Origin of the sequence: Streptomyces bicolor (assembly GCF_000719285.1) — a bacterium.
GTDB classification, from domain to species: Bacteria; Actinomycetota; Actinomycetes; order Streptomycetales; family Streptomycetaceae; genus Streptomyces; species Streptomyces bicolor.
Map to the genome: position 1 here is coordinate 26614 of NZ_JOFS01000019.1, position 19535 is coordinate 46148.

11 protein-coding genes and 4 pseudogenes are annotated in these 19535 nt (G+C 70.3%); 11 read left to right on the forward strand and 4 right to left on the reverse strand.

Annotation, left to right across the window (positions count from 1 at the left end; all coding sequences use genetic code 11):
• Positions 1-165 precede the first annotated feature (165 nt).
• From IF78_RS0124355 to IF78_RS0124365, 3 genes are all read left to right on the forward strand, one after another.
• The gene (locus IF78_RS0124355) at positions 166-528 is read left to right on the forward strand and encodes a DUF1304 domain-containing protein (protein ID WP_031484546.1); all 363 of its coding nucleotides are present in this window, start codon (positions 166-168) and stop codon (positions 526-528) included.
• A gap of 152 nt (positions 529-680) precedes the next feature.
• The gene (locus IF78_RS0124360) at positions 681-4403 is read left to right on the forward strand and encodes an nSTAND1 domain-containing NTPase (RefSeq protein ID WP_031484547.1); all 3723 of its coding nucleotides are present in this window, start codon (positions 681-683) and stop codon (positions 4401-4403) included.
• Positions 4404-4661: 258 nt separating this feature from the next.
• A complete protein-coding gene (locus tag IF78_RS0124365) occupies positions 4662-5360 on the forward strand; it encodes a ribosome-inactivating family protein (protein WP_031484549.1) in 699 nt (232 codons plus the stop codon).
• Positions 5361-6178: 818 nt separating this feature from the next.
• Here IF78_RS0124365 and IF78_RS46380 read toward each other — a convergent pair.
• Positions 6179-6460: pseudogene (locus tag IF78_RS46380) on the reverse strand (alanine:cation symporter family protein); the annotation flags it as partial.
• Between the two features lie 69 nt (positions 6461-6529).
• Between IF78_RS46380 and IF78_RS0124375 the strand changes: the two are divergent.
• Positions 6530-6967: an NfeD family protein gene (locus tag IF78_RS0124375; RefSeq protein ID WP_031484551.1), complete on the forward strand. Its 438-nt coding sequence runs from the start codon at positions 6530-6532 to the stop codon at positions 6965-6967.
• 25 nt (positions 6968-6992) lie between these two features.
• Positions 6993-8102 (forward strand): SPFH domain-containing protein, encoded by a 1110-nt coding sequence (locus IF78_RS0124380; protein ID WP_031484552.1) that lies wholly within the window; start codon positions 6993-6995, stop codon positions 8100-8102.
• Between the two features lie 207 nt (positions 8103-8309).
• On the opposite strand, the gene nhaA is transcribed toward IF78_RS0124380, so the two are convergent.
• Positions 8310-9605, reverse strand: coding sequence for a Na+/H+ antiporter NhaA (gene nhaA, locus IF78_RS0124385; RefSeq protein WP_031484554.1), 1296 nt, complete (start codon positions 9603-9605; stop codon positions 8310-8312).
• A 250-nt stretch (positions 9606-9855) separates the two neighbouring features.
• Between nhaA and IF78_RS43865 the strand changes: the two are divergent.
• Positions 9856-11124, forward strand: a pseudogene (locus IF78_RS43865) (cation:proton antiporter).
• Positions 11125-11205: 81 nt separating this feature from the next.
• Here the strand turns inward: IF78_RS43865 and IF78_RS0124395 are convergent.
• On the reverse strand, positions 11206-12744 hold the full coding sequence (locus tag IF78_RS0124395; protein ID WP_031484556.1) for an alanine/glycine:cation symporter family protein: 1539 nt from the start codon (positions 12742-12744) through the stop codon (positions 11206-11208).
• A 417-nt stretch (positions 12745-13161) separates the two neighbouring features.
• On the opposite strand from IF78_RS0124395, the pseudogene IF78_RS0124400 reads away from it, so the two are divergent.
• Positions 13162-13363 (forward strand): annotated as a pseudogene (locus tag IF78_RS0124400) (DM13 domain-containing protein); the annotation flags it as partial.
• A gap of 170 nt (positions 13364-13533) precedes the next feature.
• Here IF78_RS0124400 and IF78_RS43870 read toward each other — a convergent pair.
• Positions 13534-15439: pseudogene (locus IF78_RS43870) on the reverse strand (NAD-binding protein).
• A gap of 408 nt (positions 15440-15847) precedes the next feature.
• On the opposite strand from IF78_RS43870, the gene IF78_RS0124410 reads away from it, so the two are divergent.
• The 4 genes from IF78_RS0124410 (at position 15848) to IF78_RS0124425 (ending at position 19510) form a co-directional block, all read left to right on the forward strand.
• The gene (locus tag IF78_RS0124410; RefSeq protein WP_031484560.1) at positions 15848-16363 is read left to right on the forward strand and encodes a hypothetical protein; all 516 of its coding nucleotides are present in this window, start codon (positions 15848-15850) and stop codon (positions 16361-16363) included.
• 104 nt (positions 16364-16467) lie between these two features.
• Entirely contained in the window at positions 16468-18000 is a 1533-nt protein-coding gene (locus IF78_RS0124415; RefSeq protein ID WP_031484562.1) for an SPFH domain-containing protein, read from the forward strand.
• Positions 18001-18218: 218 nt separating this feature from the next.
• Positions 18219-18830, forward strand: a complete 612-nt coding sequence (locus tag IF78_RS0124420; RefSeq protein WP_031484564.1) for a hypothetical protein — start codon at positions 18219-18221, stop codon at positions 18828-18830.
• Positions 18797-19510, forward strand: coding sequence for a hypothetical protein (locus IF78_RS0124425; RefSeq protein ID WP_031484566.1), 714 nt, complete (start codon positions 18797-18799; stop codon positions 19508-19510). Before IF78_RS0124420 ends, IF78_RS0124425 begins: the two co-directional genes overlap by 34 nt.
• The last annotated feature ends 25 nt before the right edge of the window (positions 19511-19535 follow it).

Here is a 19535-nt window from a genome sequence, read left to right on the forward strand (position 1 = left end):
GAAGGGGAGCTCCAATCTCGCGCCGGGGCGACATCGGCCACCTCGGCCGAACGGCCACCGTTCACGGCCCCCGCAACTCGCGGCTCAGCCGAAAGACCGACCGGGCACCCGCCGCACGGCCAACCGCCTGACCGACCACTGACACCGCACCGGCACAATCACCGCATGCATCTGATCTCTGTCGTCCTCGTCGCCCTCATGGCGCTGCTGCACGTCTACATCCTCGTCCTGGAGATGTTCCTGTGGCAGCGCGGCCCGGGCCGCCGCTTCTCCGGCTTCGACGCCGAGCTGGCCCGCTCCACCGCGACGATGGCGGCCAACCAGGGTCTCTACAACGGCTTCCTGGCCGCGGGACTGGTCTGGGGGCTGATCGCCGACGACCCGACCGGCTACCGGGTCCAGATCTTCTTCCTGTCCTGCATCGTCGTCGCCGGCGTCTATGGCGCGGCCACCGCCAACCGCCGCATCCTCTTCGCCCAGGCCCTGCCCGCCGCCGTGACCCTCGCCACGGTCATCGCGGCAGGCTGACCGCGCCGTGCCCTGAGAGCTTCATCACCGGAGGGACCGAGCAACCTCTCCGGCGGACATCACACTCGGAAAGGGTTCTCGCTCGAGAGGGACGAAAAGTACCTTGTGCTGCCGATCAGCTTTTTCTTCTTGTATGTGAAAGAGGCTTCGCGATGGGGCGTCCCGAACGGCCGGTCGACCCGACGGCCGGCCCGGTGCAGCGACTCGCCCACGATCTCCGGGAGCTGCGCCGCTCGGCGGGTGGTGTGTCGTACCGGGCCTTGGCGAAGAAGGCCGGCTTCTCGGTGACGACCCTGTCGCAAGCGGCGAGCGGCGAGCGACTGCCGTCGTTGGCCGTGCTCCAGGCCTACGTCCAGGCATGCGGGGAGGACCCCGCTCCGTGGGAGGCACGGTGGGCTCAGGCCGCGGCGCTGGCCGGGGAGGAGAGGCAGGAGGATGCCGACGCCGCACCGCCCTACCGTGGCCTCGCACGCTTCGAGCCGGACGACCGCGAGCTGTTCTTCGGCCGGGACCGGCTGATCGACGAGCTGAGCGAGCTGGGGAGCGGGTCCCCGTTCGCCGTGGTGTTCGGGGCGTCCGGCAGCGGCAAGTCCTCCCTGCTGCGGGCCGGTCTGATTCCCCTGCTGCGGGAGAAGATCGCGCAGCAGGGGCGTACGGCGGTGCTTCGGATCCTCACTCCGGGAGCCCGGCCCGCCACCACCTACGGACATCTGCTGACACCGGAGGCCGACGATCCGGAGAGCTGGGTGGTGGTGGATCAGTTCGAGGAGGTCTTCACGCTGTGCCGCGAGCGCGCCGAGCGGGACCGCTTTCTCGACCTTCTGCTCGCCGCGCGCGACCCGGAAAGCCGACTGCGCGTCCTGATCGCCGTACGGTCCGACTTCTACGCGCGGTGCGCCGAGCACCCACGGCTGGCGGAGGCGCTGCACAAGAGCGGGCTCCTGGTCAGGCCCATGACCGCGGACGAACTGCGCGAGGCGGTGATCGGTCCCGCGCAGGCGGCCGGGCTCATCGTGGAGCGCACCCTGACCGCGCGGATCGTCGAGGACGTGCTCGACGAGCCCGGCGGACTGCCGATGCTGTCCCACGCCCTGCTGGAGACCTGGCGGCGGCGCAAGGGACGGATGCTGACGCTGGCCGCGTACGAAGCGGCCGGCGGGGTGCGCGGCGCGATCGCGGCCAGCGCCGAGGAGGCGTACGGGGAACTCTCACCGGCACAGGCGCACGCCGCCCGGCACCTGCTCCTGCGGATGGTCGAGCCGGGCCAGGGCAACGCCGACACGCGCCGCCCGCTCAGCTGGGAGGAAATGGCCGCGTGGGAGGACCCCGAAGTGCAGGCCGTCGCCGGTCGGCTGACCCGGGCCCGGCTGCTGACCACCGACGACGACGGAGTGCAGCTCGCCCACGAGGCGCTCATCACCTGCTGGCCGCGGCTGCGCGAGTGGATCGACGCGGACCGGGAGCGGCTGCGCCACCACCGGCAGCTGACCGACGCCGCCCGCACCTGGCTGGAGCACGACCGCGACCCGGGCACGCTCTACCGGGGCACCCGCCTGGCGCGGGCCGAGGAGCTGTTCGCGGGCGACGACCGCGGCTACGACGGTCTGACGTCCGAGGAGAAGTCCTTCCTGGTCACCGCGGCGGAGCAGCGGGCGACGGAGGAGCGGGCCGCCGCCCGGGCCCGGCGCCGGAGCCTGACGCTCACGGCCTCGCTCTGCGCCGTACTGGCGGTGGCCCTGGTCGTCGGCCTGACCGCCGTGCGACTGCGTCAGGACAGCGAGAAGCAGACCACCGACACCGCGGCCCGTCGGGTGGCCGCGGTCGCCGAGGCGCTGCGTACCACCGACCCGCGCACCGCGATGCTGCTCGGCGTCGCCGCATGGCGCATCTCTGAGCTGCCGGAGTCACGCCGAGCCCTGCTGGGCGCACTGGCCCAGCCCGAACTGGACAACTTCACCGACCCGGCGCCCGGTGACGGACCGGCGCGGTTCCTCGACGTCTCCGGGCGCACTCTGCTCAGCGCCGGCGACAACACCTGGCGGACGTGGGATGTGGGCACCCACCGCCGTATCGCCTCGGGGCAGTACCCTCACGGGTCGCTACTCGCCGCGGGTCCGGGCGGCCGGGTGCTCGTCATCCAGACCACTGACGAGACCCAGCGGCTGTGGGACACCCGAACGAGGCGCTGGATCGGGGGTCCCCTGCCGAACGAGTACAGCGTGAGCTTCGGGGCGAGTGGCCGCAATTACCTGGTGACGAACCTGTTCGACGACCGGGCTGGGCTCTACTCCGCCACCGACGGCCGTCTGGTCTTCCGGACCCCGTCGGCCGGCAGCGGGGAGCACGCCGCCGCGGCGGCCGACGACCGGCTGCTGGCCGTCTGCCCGCGCGGCCGGGCCCCGCAGGTCTGGGACACCTCCGCGCGCAGCGTCCGGTCCGGTGCCTGGACCAGCGCTCGCGGCGTCTGTGATGGTGACCGCACCCTCCTCGGCCTCACCGGCGGCAGGCTCCTCACTCTCACCGGGGACCGGGTACGGGTATGGGACACCACGTCGGGACGAGAGGTCGCCAACGTCACCCACCCGGGTGCCCTTGGCGCCGTCGTGAGCGCGGACGGCTCTTTCCTGGCGACCGGCGGCGGCCAGGAGATAAGAGTGTGGCGTCTGGCCAACGGCGACGCCCCCGTTTTCCGGCACTCCTTGGCCAACGCGTCGCTCTCCGGTCTCGCCTGGGACTCCTCGCGGCCCCTGCTGCGGTACCTCGAAGGGGGCACGGTCCACACCCTCGACCTCACCACGACCCTCACCCGCGCCTGGCGCAAGAGTCCGCTCGCCGGGGTCCGGCTCAGCCCCGACGGCAGGACGCTCGCCACCGCCGAACGTATCGGTGAACGCTACGTCGTCCAGCTGCGGAACACGCGCGACGGCCGTCTGCTGCGAACCCTGCCGACCCCGTCACGTCCCGAATTCCGCACCGGCAACCCGACGGTCCCCACGGACATCACCGAGCCCTTGCTGTCCTTCAGCCCCGACGGCGGCACGTTCGCGTACGGAGTCTCCGCCCCCTGGGACACGGCGCCTCAACGTCTGACGGTGTGGGACGTGGCCGCCGGACACGCGAAGACCACGGTGGACCTGGCGACGGCGTCCTCGACGTCCACGGAAGCGATCGCCCTGGGACCGGGCGGTCGTACGCTCCTCACCGCACGTTTGACCGAAGACGGCTACGTCAATGAGACATGGGACACCACGCGGCGGCGGAGGACGGCGCTCCTCCCCGGCCCGGGTGGCGGACACCTGGCCGTCAGCCGAGACGGCGGGCTCCTCGTGACCGACAACCGCGTCGTCCGAGCGGGCCGGTCCCACACCCATGACCTCGTACAGCACGACGGCATCGGAGCCATCGCCTTCGCTCCCGACGGCTCCGGCCTGGCGGCGGGCGACTGGACAGGGCGGGTGGCCGTCTGGGACGGCGACCTCCGACACCGAGCGGGCATCCTGAGGAACGTCTTTCCGGCGCCCGTCGATCCGTCCTCCGACTCACCCGAGGCGATCACGGCTCTCGCCTTCAGCCCGGACGGCAGCACGCTCGCCGTGGGCGGCGACGCGGGGACCGTCCAATTCTGGGACATCGCAACCCAGCAGCCTCTCGGTCCTTCTCTGCCCACCCCCGGTGGAAGCGTCGACACGCTCGCCTTCAGCCCGGACAGCACCACGCTGTACGCGGGCGGCAAGCACGTCCCGCTCCAGCGGTACGTGGTGGATCCGGACCGAGCGGTGTCCCTTGTCTGCGCCCGTGCCGGGAAGGCCGAGCTGACTCGTGCGCAGTGGCACACCTACATTCCGGACCAGCCGTACAGGCGGGTCTGCCCCTGACCGTCTCCGGTGCCGTGCATCATGAGCGGCCGGGCACTGGGCGCGCGACTGGCAAGAGGTGTCGATACCGTCGTGCCGTCGGAGATGAAGGCCCGTGAGGTAGAGACGTAGAGCGACGACAGCGTTACGTCCGGACACCTCATGTGGAACTCGATCCTCCGGAATTGTTCGGGGACGGCAAAAGGGGCCTGCCAAACAACCTCCCGGCTGTGAGCGTCGGTCGTGACATAGCTGCACGTCGAACAACCGGAGCACACCATGCCCACCAGCGTCCTGATCGCGGTCGCCTTGTCCGTCCTTCTCGGGATCCTGGTGTTCTTCACGGTGCCCAAGGACACCGAGACATCCCCCGCCGAGACCGCCGCCGGCAAGGAACACGTCGACTTCCCACAGGTCCGCTGGAACATCAACCGCGGCTCGGGCGCCTATCTGACCATGCTCGACCAGCTGCGCAACCTCGCCGAGACCTCGTCCAACGGCGTCGCCGTCACCGGCAACACGGAGAGCCAGAGTTTCGCCGACATCGTCATCAGCAGCGGCAACCACACCCCCGCGGTGCACGCGATCGTACGGCTCAGCGACTTCTGCGTCGTGCGGTTCTCCTCCAGCGACACCCCGCACGACTTCGTCCTGAACCTCGCCTCCGACGTCCCCAACCATGAGGACGCCGACGACGACTGGTTCCTCGGCAAGGAGGGCTACGACGCCCTCGCCCGCGTCGCGAACCAGTCGCTGACCGCCGTCAACCTCAGCGAGTTCAGCCTTGAGAACAGCCTCAGGGACCTCGGCATCCGCGGCACCGACCGCACCGCCCAGGCGCGCGGCATGCTGCGCTACATCATCGCCATCACCGAGGCCTCCCGGTTCCGCCCCATCGCCGACCGCATCGCGAACGGCATGGACAACGGGTCCAACGTCTTCGTCACCGCACAGGAGGTCGGCCTGCTGCGCAACTAGACCGGCATCAGCCATGTCTTCCGACTGGCCACCTGGCACCAGCGGCATAGATCACTCCGCCCAGACACCCCAGCACCACCGAGACAGGCCCCACCCGTGAGATAGCTCACGCGCGGGGCCTGCCGTATGCCCTGACCAGGCTGTGTGATGCCTCACAACGATCAAGGAAACGAGAAACGGGCCCCTGCCGTGACTTCCGTCACCTGCAGAGACCCGTTTCGTCGGTTTCTCAGAGTGGGGCACCGACGGAATGCGCTGGTCAGCGGCGACGCAGAGACTCCGAAGATCGTTTCCCACGCTCGGGGTGATCGTTTCCCACCGCGCAGGTAGCCCCTATGCCTCGCGCAGGCGGATGGGCTCGTAGGTGCCCCTGGCGATCAGCAGCGGCTGACCATCCCCGTGACGCCCGGCGGACCGGGCCGAGCAGCTCCGAGCAGGCGACCCTGTTGCTTCTCACCAGCAGGACGGGCAAGGGCAGGTCGAGGCTGTCGGCGAGCTGTACGACCCTGAGGACCCGTGGCAGGGGTCGGCGTGGCAGGACATGGATGTCCGGGCCAGACGCCGGCTCAGCGGGCGAGTCCTCGGGCTGGTTACGGCGATCGTCGTAGTTCTGGGAGCGACGTCCCAGTTCTCCAGCGACTCCGACAACGGTGTCGATACGCCCGGGGACATGGTCTCGACGCAGTCGGACGATGTCTTGGACCGAGTCCCCACGGGCCCTGCCGCCCCGGCCCCGGGACGACCCGCATCACCGATCGTCAGCAAGGAGTAGAGCGCTTCCACGGCGATGCGGCAGGCAAAGGAACGGGCCGCCAGGGGACGGCGAACAGCAGAACGGCGACGGTGAGGACGTACGGGAACCAGGGCAGGACCGTCTCAAAGGCGTCGCGGGTGATCGTGACGCCGCCGATGTCATCGGGGTTCATGCGGGCCGCGGCCCAGCTGGCGATCGAAGGCGTCCTCGATGATCGTGCCGATGGTGGCCGAGGGCTCGGTTGCCCGTTGCACCAGGATGACGACCAGGCAGGCCGCCATGTACTGCCGACCACGGCGGGCACGAGCCTGCTGGTGACGTTGGCGATCGAGCGGATGCCGCCGAGGAAGCACGATGTCTGCCCGGCCCTGAGGGCGGTAGCTTGGAGGAAAGGCCCCAGACGGAGGGCAATGCGATGCCGTGGTTCGTATGGTTGCTCGCCGCCGCGGCACTGGGTGTCGCGGAGTTTTTCACCCTGACCTTGGTCTTCGGGTTGCTGGCCGGTGCCGCGCTGGTCGCCGCCGTGGTCTCCGGTGTCGGCATCGGCCTTCTCGGCCAGTTGCTGGCCCTGGGTGCGGCGGCGGCAGGGGGCCTCCTCATCGTCCGTCCCATCGCGCTGCGGCACATGAACCAGCAACCTCTCATCCGCGAGGGCAGCGACGCCTTGATCGGCCGACGGGCCGAGGTCATGCAAGAGGTCACAGCGACCCGCGGCCTGATCAAGCTCTCCGGCGAGGAGTGGTCCGCCCGTGCCCTCGACGAGAGCCTGGTGATCCCGGTGGGCACGTGGGTGGACGTCATGGAGATCGAAGGCGCCACGGCCATGGTCTACCCCCGCGAACTCCTTCGGTGAACGGCTGAACACGCAGGGAGGCACTGTGGATCCGGTTGTCGTCCTCGCCCTGGTGGCGGCCCTCGTCGTCGTCTTCCTCGTGGCCTCCAGCGTGCGGATCGTCCCGCAGGCGCGCCGCTACAACATCGAGCGGTTCGGCAGATACCGCCGGACGCTGCAGCCCGGCCTGAACCTGGTCGTGCCCGTGGCGGACCGCATCAACACGAAACTCGACGTGCGCGAGCAGGTCTATTCGTCCGACCCCCGGCCGGTGATCACCGAGGACAACCTCGTGGTGAACATCGACACCGTCCTCTACTACCAGATCACCGACCCGCGGGCGGCGGCGTACGAGGTCGCCGACTACCTCCAGGCGATCGACCAGCTCACCGTGACCACGCTGCGCAACGTCATCGGCTCCATGGACCTGGAGGAGACGCTCACTTCGCGCGAGGAGATCAACTCCCGGCTGCGTGCCGTCCTCGATGACGCCACCGGCAAGTGGGGCATCCGCGTCAACCGCGTCGAGATCAAGGCCATCGATCCACCGCACACCATCAAGGAGGCGATGGAGAAGCAGATGCGGGCCGAGCGTGACAAGCGGGCGGCCATCCTGCACGCCGAGGGGGAGCGGCAAGCCAAGATCCTCACCGCGGAAGGCACCAAGCAGAAGGACATCCTGGAGGCGCAGGGCACCCAGCAGGCCATGATCCTGCGGGCGGACGGCGAGGCCAAGGCGGTGGAGCTCGTCTTCCAGGCCGTCCACCGCAACAACGCCGACCCCAAGATCCTGGCCTACAAGTACCTGGAGACGCTCCCGCACTTGGCGAGGAGCGACAACAACACGTTCTGGGTGATCCCGGGCGAGCTGACCGAGGCGGTCCGGACCGTCACCCGGGCGTTCGGCGACGAGTCGACGGCGGGCACTCCACGCCCCGCGCACCCCGAGGAAGCAGCCACGGCCGGCCCCGGCGACACGTCGTACGAAAGCCGGACTCCGGAGCTCGACGCGGGCTGGACGGCTTCGTCCGACGCCGCCGCGGCAGCGAACGAGGCCGAGAAGGAGGCCGCCGCCGCGGTGAGTGACGCCAAGGCGGAGGCGGAGGCCGCGAAGTCACCCCAGACACCGCGCCGTGGACAGACGTCCCGCGGTTGAGCCCCCGGTTGTCACCGAGGAACGCCGTGGGACTTCCCGACCCCGCGGGAGGACCTGGCACGTTTGTCGCGCCCGAAGGCCGCTGCGAAGCCGGCGCGGCACATCCTGCCGCAACGCGGCACCCCTACACGGCGGCCACGGTTGCCGGAACGTAGAACAGCAGATCCGCCGCTGCGGTGAGCAGGTGACGGCGCGGTGGTGGCCAGGTCATGCGCCGCCCGCTTCGGTGCGCTGGTACACGTCGGGGACGCCGTCGGCGTCCTCGTCGAAGTTCTCTTCCTCGTACAGGCGCCGGTACACGGCGTTCCTGCGGCGCAGGAGCAGGGCGGCCAGTAGGGCGGCGGTGAGCGATGCGATCAGGACGGCGGCCTTGACGTGCTCGCCGACGGCGGTGCCGGGGAAGGCCAGTTCGCCGATGAGCAGGGCGACCGTGAAGCCGATCCCGGCCAGGGTGGCCAGGGCGAGGACGTCGGCCCAGGCCAGGTCCGGATTGAGCCGAGCGCGGGTGAAGCGGGCGGCGAGGTAGGTTCCGGCGAAGATCCCGAGGATCTTGCCCGCGACGAGCCCGGCGATCACTCCGAGGGGTTCGGGGGTGGTGAACACCTTGCCCAGTGCGTCGCCGGAGACGCTGACCCCGGCGGCGAACAGCGCGAACAGCGGCACGCACACGCCGGCGGAGAGAGGGTGCAGCAGATGACCGGTGCGTTCTGCGGGTGATTCCTCTTCATCCCGGTCGCGGACCGTGCGCAGGATCAGGCCCATGGCGACTCCCGCGACGGTGGCGTGGATGCCGCCGTTGTAGAGCAGCGCCCAGATCGCCACCCCGAGCGGCACGTACCACCACCAGCCCCGAACCCGTCGCCGCTGCAGGACGTAGAAGACGACCAGCCCGGCGAACGCCCCGGCCAGCGCCCAGTAGTTGAGGTCCGAGGTGAAGAAGACGGCGATGATCAGGATCGCGCCCAGGTCGTCGACGACCGCGAGGGTCAGCAGGAAGGCCCGTAGGGCGGTCGGCAGGTGGGTGGAGATGACCGCCAGGACTGCCAGGGCGAAGGCGATGTCGGTGGCCATCGGCACCGCCCAGCCGTCCATGCTGCCGCCGCCGGCCGCGACGGTGACGGCGTAGAAGGCTGCGGGGACGGCCATGCCGCACACGGCGGCGATGACCGGCAGCGCCGCCGTCGCCGGGGTGCGCAGGGAGCCGACGACCAGTTCCCGCTTCAGTTCGATCCCGGCGACCAGGAAGAAGACGGTCAGCAGTCCGTCGGAGGTCCAGTGGCCGACCGAGAGGTCCAGTCCCAGTGCGGGTATCCCGAAGTGGAAGTCGCGGATGGTGGTGTAGGGGCTGCTGAGTGGAGTGTTCGCCCATATCAGTGCGACCACCGCGGCGGCCAGCAGGACGAGGCCGCCCACCGTCTCGGTGCGCAGGGCCCGAGCCACTGCCTGTCGTTCGGGCCAGGAGAGAAGACCGAGGAACGGGGTGCGGGGTGGGGTGGCGGCCAAGGCGGCGAACCTCCGGGGTGTCGGCGAAATGGGCACACGGCCCTACGGACGCCGACCAGACTTCCCGGCACACCCCACGCCCTGCTTGACGCGTTCTTCACACCCTAACCGGAGCCGACCCATCGGCCCACCCCCACCTCGGGGGCCGCAAACGGGCAGGCAGCGGGCTCGGTGACGCACTCGGGCGAGGGACCGGTGCGGACGGGGTACACACCTGCCCTGGAGTGATCACGTCGGGCAGGAGGTCGCGGTGACGCTTTCGGACGTGGTCTACGTCTTTCTGGGCCTGGGGGCGCTGGGTGCTGCTGTGCTGCCCCGGGTGGTGTCCAGGCGGCCGTTGTCCCTGCCCATGGTCTTCCTCGCCGCGGGGATTCTGATCGAGTTGCTGCCGGCGGGCGTGCCGACTGTGGATCCCGTTCGTGAGCGCCTGTGGGTCGAGCACACCACCGAGGTGTGTGTGATCGTGTAGCTGATGGGCGCGGGGCTCGCCATCGACCGGCCCTTCGGCTGGCGCCGGTGGTCGAGCACGTGGCGGCTGCTGGGCATCACGATGCCGCTGACCGTGGCGGTCGTCGCCCTGCTGGCCTGGGGACTGCTCGACTGGCCGCCCGCTGCCGCTCTGCTGCTGGGGGCCGTGCTCGCGCCCACCGATCCGGTGCTGGCCGGTGAGGTGCGCGTGGGCGAGCCGCTCGGTGCCGAGCACGACGAGGACGAGGTGCGGTTCTCCCTGACCAGTGAGGCGGGGCTCAACGACGGGCTCGCCTTTCCGTTCGTCTACGCGGCCATCGCCCTCGCCGCCGCGGCCGGGACGGGGTGGTCGGCGGACTGGATCGGTTCGTGGGCGCTGACCGACCTGCTGGGCAAGTGCGCGGTGGGGCTGGCCGTCGGTGGTGGTGTCGGCTGGCTGCTGGGGTGGATGTTCTTCCGGGTGCGCGCGTCGGCGTTGCGGCTGTCCGAGCACATGGAGGGCTTCGTGGCGCTGGGGGCCACCTTCGTCTCGTACGGCATCGCCGAGGTGCTCCACGGCTACGGCTTCCTGTCCGTATTCGTGACGGCCTGCGTCATCCGGGCCGCCGAGCGCAGCCACGGCTATCACAAGGTGCTGCACGAGTTCACCGAGCAGATCGAGCGGCTACTCACGGCCGTGCTGCTGTTCCTGCTCGGCGGATACCTGGTGGCCGGCGCCATGTCCGCCCTGCCCCTGACGGGCGCGGCGCTGAGCGTGCTGGTGCTGCTGGTCGTACGCCCGCTGACCGGGTGGCTGGCACAGGCACGGACCGCCATCGGGAAGAAGGAGCGTGCCGTGGTCGCCGTGTTCGGGATCCGGGGCATCGGCTCGCTGTTCTACCTGTCCTACGCCCTGGGGCAGGACTCCTTCGGCGGGCTGGAACGGGAGCTGTGGGCGATCGTCGCCCTCACCGTGGTGATCTCGGTGGTGCTGCACGGAGTCATGGCGACTCCGGCCATCGGATACCTGGACCGGCGACGCGAGGGGGCAGAGCCCGGCGGTCGGTCGTAAACGGGCAGACGTACGGGCCCGTACCCACCAAGGCGCGAGGTGGGCACGGGCCCGTACCGGAGCCGGGCCGCCGGGGGGCGGTCAGACGGTGGTCTTCACCGGCTCCTGGTCTTCTTCGCCGTCGTCGCTGATCTCGCCGGCCTTGCGGGCGCGGACGAACTCCAGGAAGGAGTTGAGCTCGCGCTTGACGACCGGGGCGAGCAGGTACAGGCCGATGATGTTGAAGACCGACAGCAGGAAGAGCGCGGAGTCGGCGAGGCTGATCAGCGAGTCGAGGGACATCAGGGCGCCCAGGATCACGAACAGGCTCCAGATGACCTTGAAGACGGCCTCGCTGGCCTTGCTCTTGCCGAACAGGTACGACCATGCCTTGAGGCCGTAGTAGCCCCAGGTCAGGATCGTGGAGAAGGCGAACAGCAGCACCGCGATCGTGAGCACGGCCGGGAACCAGGGCAGCACGGTCTCGAAGGCGTCGGAGGTGATGGTGACGCCGACGGCTTCGCCGCTCTCGCGGGCCTCGCCCCAGCTGGCCGGGTTGGCGATGACAATGGTCAGCGCGGTCATGGTGCAGATGACGACCGTGTCGATGAACGGCTCCAGCAGGGCGACCAGGCCCTCGCTCGCGGGGTGCTTGGTCTTGACCGCGGAGTGGGCGATCGGGGCGGAGCCGAGACCGGCCTCGTTGGAGAACGCGGCGCGCTGGAAACCGATGATCAGGGCACCGAGCACACCGCCCGCGACGCCGTCGGCCTCGAAGGCGCCCTGCAGGATGGTCTGGAAGGCGTCCGGTACGTGGGTGACGTTGCTCAGGATGACGACCAGGCAGGCCACGATGTAGATGCCGGCCATCGCGGGCACCAGTCGGCTGGTGACCGAGCCGATGGAGCGGATGCCGCCGAGCAGCACGAGCCCGACCAGCGCGGCGACGAGCAGGCCGAAGAGGACGGCCCCGGCGGAGGAGGCCAGGAATCCGTCTTCGCCGCCGAAGGTCGAGGCGACCTGCGCGTAGCTCTGGTTGGTCTGGAACAGGTTGCCGCCGAACAGGCCGAAGAAGAGGACCATGATCGAGGCGAGGACGGCGAGCACCTTGCCGAGCTTGGCGCCGCCGCTCCCGAAGCGCTCTGCGAGGCCCTTCGGGAGGTAGTGCATCGGGCCGCCGGAGACCGTGCCGTCGGCGTGCACCTCGCGGTACTTCACGCCGAGGGTGACCTCGACGAACTTGGTGGCCATGCCGAGCAGGCCGCACAGGATCATCCAGAACGTGGCACCGGGGCCGCCGATGGAGACGGCGACGGCCACACCCGCGATGTTTCCGAGGCCGACCGTGCCGGAGACAGCGGCGGTCAGGGCCTGGAAGTGGTTGACCTCGCCGGCCGACCCCTTCTCGTCGTACTTCCCGCGCACCACGTCGAGCGCGAGTCTGAACTTGCGGACCTGCACGAACCCGAACCAGCCGGTGAAGACGAGACCGGCGACCACGAGCCAGGCGACGATGAGGGGAAGATCCGTTCCGCCTACGGGAACCGCGTAGAAGACGATGTCTCCGAGCCACTTGGCTATCGGTTCGAAGAAATCGCTGACGGCTTCGTCGACGTTTTGGGTGACGGAGTCGAGTGACACAGTTGCTACCTCGATGGTGCGAGCCCGGGGCACGGGGGAAGTGCCGCCGGTCGATGTGCGGTCTCTGAACGAACGCCGTTGTCCGATCGGCGACGCTGGGCGGGCTGTCCGTGGATGCGGATAGTGATCACCCGGGTCGTGCGGCAGGTGCATGCCGACCGCTCCGCACCGTGGCGTCGAGCGGTGCCACCTGCGGAGTTGCGCAGTTCTACCACGGCCATCCCTTTAGTGACTCAACTCACATGACTCGCAGTTACAGTCGAAAATGCCAGCGAGCGATATCGGACCGTTATGCGGAACCGGAGATCCGTTCACCGGACACCTGATGAACGTGCATACACACAGGCCGTGGCGGCGGCGTAGGCGTACCGACGGCACCTCCGGCCGGAGCGCCCTCCGCGTCGCCTTCCCCAGCTCAGTGTGAAGCTCGTACGGCTCGCCGACGGCTCCCATGTCGTACGGCTGGAGGACCTCGACACCGGCAACGGCTCGGATCTGCGCGTGTGGCTGACCGACGCGCCGGTGAAGAAGGGGCGGGCCATGAGCTTGCCGAGGCTGACGTACGTGGCGCGACCGCTTCGACGTGTCCTTCGGCGCGGCCGAACTGGCGCGCACCTGACCTCGTCCGCGGGACCGCGTCAGAGGGCCTGAACGAGCCGGTCGAGCAGTCATGCGCGCCCACGAACCGGATGGGCCGACATCGACGGCTCGGTCCTGTCCCCCCTCGCAGCGCTGATCACCAACCGGACAGACACATCCGACGATCAAGTGCTCATCAAGAGACACACTTCATGCGTCAGTGGTTCGCGCCCCCAGACGTGACTGCCGGCCGAGGAGTTCGGCCAGACCCTGGCGCGTCGCGGCGAGTACCACGCGGTCCTCGGGCCGGAGGACATAGCCGGGGTGCAGGTCCCATACGAGTCCGCCGGGTCGGTCAGTGCCGTGGTGCGCCGGTGTGGCGGCGAGGTCCGGCAGTCGCTCGTCCGGTTCCGCCGTGTCCAGCGCCAGAACGCGCCACTTGCCCGGACGGAACGACTCGGCGATGGTGCGCCCTTCCAACTGCGGGTGCCCGGCGACACCGAGGGCGGCGAAGAGCAGGACACGGCGCTCGACGGGTTATGGCCCCGAGGACCTGGCGGCCCATCATGGCCCCGGCGAATGCGGGGGCCGCGAGGGTGGAGACGCTGCGGCTGCGGGTGAGGGCGCGCGGGTGGGCGGTGCGCAGGGTGCGGTAGACAGCGGTGGCGAAGGCGTCGTCGTACAGGCGCAGGGCCACCCGCAGGTCCGGTTTGACGGAGCGTGCGTACAGGACGGATTCGAGGTTGGTGGTGTCGTGGCTGGTGAGGGCCAGCAGGGAGTGCGCCCGGTGGATCTTTGCCGCCTCCAGCACGCCCTCCTGGGTGGCGTCGCCGAGGACGGTGGGGACGCGCAGGCGGCGGGCGAGCGGGATGCCGCGCGCTTCCGGGTCCTCTTCGACGCACACCACGGGGATGTCGAGCTCCCGCAGACGGGCCAGGACCCGGGTGCCGATCTTGCCGAGGCCGACCAGGACGACATGGCCGGACAGGCCGCGGGGTGGCCGGCGCAGCGCGGAAGCCGTGCGGAACGTGCCGAGTGCCTCCAGGACGGCCGCGAGCAGCACGGGCATCAGCAGCAGGCCGGCCAATCCGGCGAGAAGCTGGAGCACCTGACGCGCGGTGGGCTCGTCGAGGGCCGGGTCGCCGATCGCGAAGAGATCGAGCAAGGTGAGGTAGGCGGCGTGCAGCGGGTGGTGCCCGGTGGTCAGCCAGGTGGCGACGGCCACCCCCAGGACGCACCCCAGGAGCCCGGCCAGTGACCAGCGCAGTCGGCGCGAGAACAGCGAGCCGAGCGGCAGTCCGCGCCCCGCCAGCCGACGCGGTGCGGAACCGGAAGGGGTGTGCGTGACCGTTTCGAGGACCACCGTGCCGCGCCCGGTGGCGCCCGCGACCGTGTCGTCGTCCGGCAGCAGAATCGGCGCCTCCCGGCCGCTGGCGTCCGAACCTTCCGCTCCGGCCGGGTCGTTGGTGGTAGACGACAGCAGGGCCAGGGTGCACAGGCCTGGATGGGCGACCCGGCCGTGGCCGGGTGGAGTGCGTTCCACGGCACGCAGCAGCAGTCCGTCGGCCTGGACGACCTTGCTGGTGCCCGCGACGGCGGTGGCCGCGAGCGCGGGTGCCGCGGTGTCGGCGTCCGACAGGACGGTGGTGGAGGTGTCCAGCGCCTCGGGGTCCAGGCCGGGGACGGCGAGGGCGGCGGCCTGGTCGAGGAGTTCTTCCAGGTGCTGTCCGAGCTTGCGGTTGTAGAGCCGGATGACCAGGCGCAGCCGGGGGTTGAGACGACGGGCGGCCAGCGCGGCGTGGATGTTGGTCTCGTCGTCGTCATGCACGAGCGCCAGCGCGGCGGCCTCACGCACTCCCATCTCGGCCAGGGCGGCTTCGTCGAGGACGGCGGTCTCGACGATGCGGGCTGTGCCGGTCGCACCCGGATCGGCCGAGTCCTCCGTGCGGTTCATGGCAGCCTGTAGCCGGCCGAGCAGCGCGGCGGCGCGCGCCCTTCCGGTGCTCGCGCCGGGCCGCGGCAAGGACGGTACGACGAGCGTGACCCGCTCCCGGTACACCGTGGCGAGCTCGGCGGCCAGCCGCTCGGCGAGCGCGTCGTCCCCGCACACGATCATGTGGCCCGGACGCGGCACGCCAGGCGCGGGCTGAGGGAACGTGATCATGCCGTACGGCACCCCCGGCTCAGGCGGAGGAGACGCCGCGCAGGGGCGCGTACCGCGCCAAGGACGACTCTGAAGACCGTCACGAGCACCACGTCGGGACCCCCGTTCGGCGAAGCTTCGCCGCCTTCTTCCGTCAAGATCGCCGACCAGACTTCCCGGCACACCGCTGGGAACGGTACAGGTTCCTGACGCGGCGTCACAGAGCATCGGCACGGCTTCGCCCGCCGACCGTCCAACTGTTCGGGGTGCGGCATCAAAGGCGCGTAAAGATTGCCGGGATCAGGCAATGTCCCGTCCGGTGTCCGCGTGTGACGATGCCTGCCACAACGGGGGAAGGGCAAGGAGAGGCGGTGTGCGCGGATGGCCTGGTTTCTCGGGCTCGGCATAGCGGGGGTCGTCCTCCTTGCCCTGTCATTCGTTCTTGACGGCGTACTGGAGGGACTGCTCGACGGAGTCGCCGTGATCGAGGGCCTGGTCGACGGACTGCTGTCGCTGCCCGTGATCGCCGGATTCTTGTCCATGCTCGGTTTCTCTGGGGCGATCGTCATGGGGACAACCGGGCTGGGCCCGATGGGAGCCACGGTGATCGGAGTGCCGGCCGGTGTCCTCACCGGCTGGTTCGCCTACCGGCTCAGCCGGGCTCTGGTGCATGACTCCTCGGGCGCCGCTCCGCGTGACGCCGACTTGATCGGCGCGTCCGGCTCGGTGGTGACCGCGATCCCCGCCGAGGGCTACGGCGAGGTGCTGGTGCACGTGGCCGGGCAGCCGAGGAAGTTCGCGGCCAGGAGCCCGGTTGCCGTGGGCCGGGGAGCCGACGTCTGGGTCGAGCAGGCGCTGTCGCAGTCGGCTGTGTCCGTCCGCCCGGTCGAACGCTGACCCGGCGAAACGGTCCCATTTTCCGGCACCCGGCCGAGGTGCCGTTCTCATCCACACATCTCTTACCGCATGCCGTCCTCAGGGAGGGCTGAGGGGACATCACCATGAGTTCTGTTGCCATCGCGGCGGGAGGAGTCTTCGTACTCCTCGTGCTGATCGCGCTGGTCGTGGTCAGCCGGTACAAGGTCGCCGGTCCGAGTGAGGCGTTCATCGTCACCGGGCGGCGCGGCAAGAAGGCCACCGATCCGGAGACCGGGCGGGTGTTCACCGACAACAGCGGCCAGAAGGTCGTGGTCGGCGGCGGTGTCTTCGTCGTGCCGTTCGTGCAGCAGAAGTTCACCCTTGACCTGTCCTCCCGGCACATCCCGGTCGCGGTGCGCGGCGCGGTCACGCTGCGCGGGGTGAAGGCCAACCTGGAGGGCGTCGCGATCGTCAAGGTCGGCGGCAGCGAGGACGCCATCCGGGCCGCCGCGCAGCGGTTCCTGATGCAGCAGGACGGCATCGTCGGCTTCACCCAGGAGGTGCTGTCCGGCGCCCTGCGCGCGATCGTGGGCCGGATGTCGGTGGAGGACATCATCCGCGACCGGGCCGCCTTCGCCGGGCAGGTCGCCGAGGAGGCGGAGGCGAGCCTGTCGGGGCAGGGGCTGGTGCTGGACGCTTTCCAGATCCAGGACATCACCACTGAGGGCTCCTACCTGGAGGACCTCGGCCGGCCGGAAGCCGCACGCGCCAAGCAGGAGGCCGACATCGCCGAGGCGGTCGCCCGCCGGGCTGCCGAGCAGGCGCGGCTGAAGGCTGAGGAGGAGATCGCGGTCGCGCAGCGGACCTTCTACCTGAAGCAGGCCGAGATCAAGGCCGAGACCGACGAGGCCGCCGCCCGCGCGGCCGCCGCCGGCCCGCTCGCCGAGGCGGCCCGGCAGCAGGAGATCCTCACCCAGCAGGAGAAGGTCGCCGAGCGGCAGGCCGCGCTGACCGACCGCCAGCTCGACACCCAGGTCCGCAAGCCCGCCGACGCCCAGCGCTACGCCGCCGAACAGGAGGCCGAGGCCAGGCGCGTCGCCCGGGTCAAGCAGGCCGAAGCGGACAAGGCGGCCGGCATCGCGGCAGCGCAGGCGGAGGCCGAGCGGTCCCGGCTCACGGGTGAGGGCGAGAAGCAGCAGCGCAGCGCGCTGGCCGAGGCGCACGCGATCGAGGGCCTCAAGCAGGGTGAGGCAGAGCGGTCCCGTCGTGCGGCGATCGCCGAGGCGGTGCGGCTGGAGGGCGAGGCCGAGGCGGCGGCGATCGGCGCGAAGGGTGCGGCCGAGGCCGAGGCGATGCGGAAGAAGGCCGACGCCTTCGCCCAGTACGGCGACGCCGCCGTGCTCCAGATGCTCGTCGAGGTGCTGCCGCAGGTGGTCGCGAAGGCATCGGAGCCGCTCAGCGCGGTGGACAAGATGACGGTCATCTCCACCGACGGCGCGAGCCAGCTCTCCCGTACCGTCGCCGACAACGTGGCCCAGGGCGTCGAACTCCTCAGCTCGACCACGGGAGTCGACCTCGCCGAGCTGCTGAAGAGCATCACGCAGCGCAACGGCGACGTCCAGCCCTCGACCACACCGGCCGCCGCCGAGGCCAACGGAAAGATCCAGATCGGCTGAGAGCAGGCAGCCGGCACAGGGGCCCGCGCGGCATCGAGCCGCCGGGCCCCGTCCTGCGGCGATTGCGGCAGACGCCACTGTCGGTCCCTTCAGCGACTGCTGACCGCTCCTCCGGTTCCGCGCCGAAGCCCTCCCGAGCAGCCCGGCGCGACACCTCCGGACCAGAAGACGTAGTGAAGCGACGGTGCCCGCATGCCTGACACACCCCCGGCACGCACATGACGACCGCTCTCGCCCTCCCCGCGACCACGCACGCGGTCGCCGACCACCGTCGGCGGGCCTGGTACTGGCTCGGTACCGGGATCACGGCCCTCGTCGTCGGGCTGACCGTCGGACCGGGCGCGGACGAGGCCGGCATCGGCTGGCTCCGCGCACTCGCCGTGTTCTGTGTCGGCTGCGGTCCCATCGCCGGCGCCGTCGGGGTGGCCGCGCTCGTCAACTCCCGCCGTATCGGGCGTGCCGTGGCCGCGCATGCCTGGACGGCCTGCAGTGCGGTCGCCATCCCGGCGAGCCAGGGACCGCCACGGGTGGTGCTGCGCCATCCGGCGGATGGATCTCTGATTCCGCTGTCCGTGTGCACCGTGGCGCCGCGGTACCACCTGGCCAACCCCGAACCCCGAGGAGTGCTGTGGTGGGCCGGAGACCCCCGAACCGGCGGGGTCATCGCGCACCGGGTGGGAAGCAGCTGGTCCGGGTGCGCCCCACGCGATCCGAGCACGTGCGTCGCCGCGACGCGGAAGCCGCCGTCCGGCACGGGCTGCTGGACAGATCGACACCACCACAGCCGCAGCTCGCCGTGCTCGAGCCGGCAGACCAAGCCCAGGATCTGAACCTGTCGTACGCGTCGCTGGCCGAAGCCGCCCGACGTTTCAGCCGTCCCGGCAGGGACGGACGTCTTGCGCGCAAAGGGCCCGACATCCGGTCCGTGCCCTGGTGGCGGGTCCGCGTACTGCTGGCGATCTCGCAGGTACGGCCTGCGGCGGTCAACGCGGTGTTCTCCGCGGTGATGCTGCTGCTGTGGTGGCTCTGGGCGAGAGACCTTCAGAACCACATCCCGTTGCTCGCCGGAATCCTGTCCGCGGGCTACGCGCTTCGGTTGGGGCGGCTTGCGCTGCGGGCGGTGCCTGTCGTGAAGGCGTTGCACCGCGCTGCCCGAGCGCCCGCTCCCGTGCCCAAGCGCTACGTCCTTCTCCCTGGCTTCGACGACGGGCTGGTCCTCGTCCTGTTTCCCACTCACGGCGGTCCCGAAGATCTGCCGGAAGCCTCCCTGGAGGTCAACCCGCCCGGCGATCCGAAACACCCCTGGCAGGGGATGCCGCCACCGGTCGGCACCCTGGAGCTGCGCGGCTGGTGGGACACTGCACCCACCGTCGTGCCCTGGATCGACGGCAGCCCGTTGTGGCCGCGGTATCCGTACGAGCGAGTGAACCTCGACGACCAGCGGGAGCGCGACTACTTCGCTGCCCTGATGGGCCGGGGTCAGCAACGAGGCGCGGGCGGCATTCGGTGAGGTGTGAAGCGGGTCCGGCCGGACG

What these genes read in the sequence shown, in the direction of transcription:
- IF78_RS0124360 (WP_031484547.1), top strand. Translation starts at nt 681, where the DNA reads ATGGGGCGTCCCGAACGGCCGGTCGACCCGACGGCCGGCCCGGTGCAG.
- IF78_RS0124355 (WP_031484546.1), top strand. Translation starts at nt 166, where the DNA reads ATGCATCTGATCTCTGTCGTCCTCGTCGCCCTCATGGCGCTGCTGCAC.
- IF78_RS0124410 (WP_031484560.1), top strand. Translation starts at nt 15,848, where the DNA reads ATGGCCTGGTTTCTCGGGCTCGGCATAGCGGGGGTCGTCCTCCTTGCC.
- IF78_RS0124415 (WP_031484562.1), top strand. Translation starts at nt 16,468, where the DNA reads ATGAGTTCTGTTGCCATCGCGGCGGGAGGAGTCTTCGTACTCCTCGTG.
- IF78_RS0124375 (WP_031484551.1), top strand. Translation starts at nt 6,530, where the DNA reads ATGCCGTGGTTCGTATGGTTGCTCGCCGCCGCGGCACTGGGTGTCGCG.
- IF78_RS0124420 (WP_031484564.1), top strand. Translation starts at nt 18,219, where the DNA reads ATGACGACCGCTCTCGCCCTCCCCGCGACCACGCACGCGGTCGCCGAC.
- IF78_RS0124365 (WP_031484549.1), top strand. Translation starts at nt 4,662, where the DNA reads ATGCCCACCAGCGTCCTGATCGCGGTCGCCTTGTCCGTCCTTCTCGGG.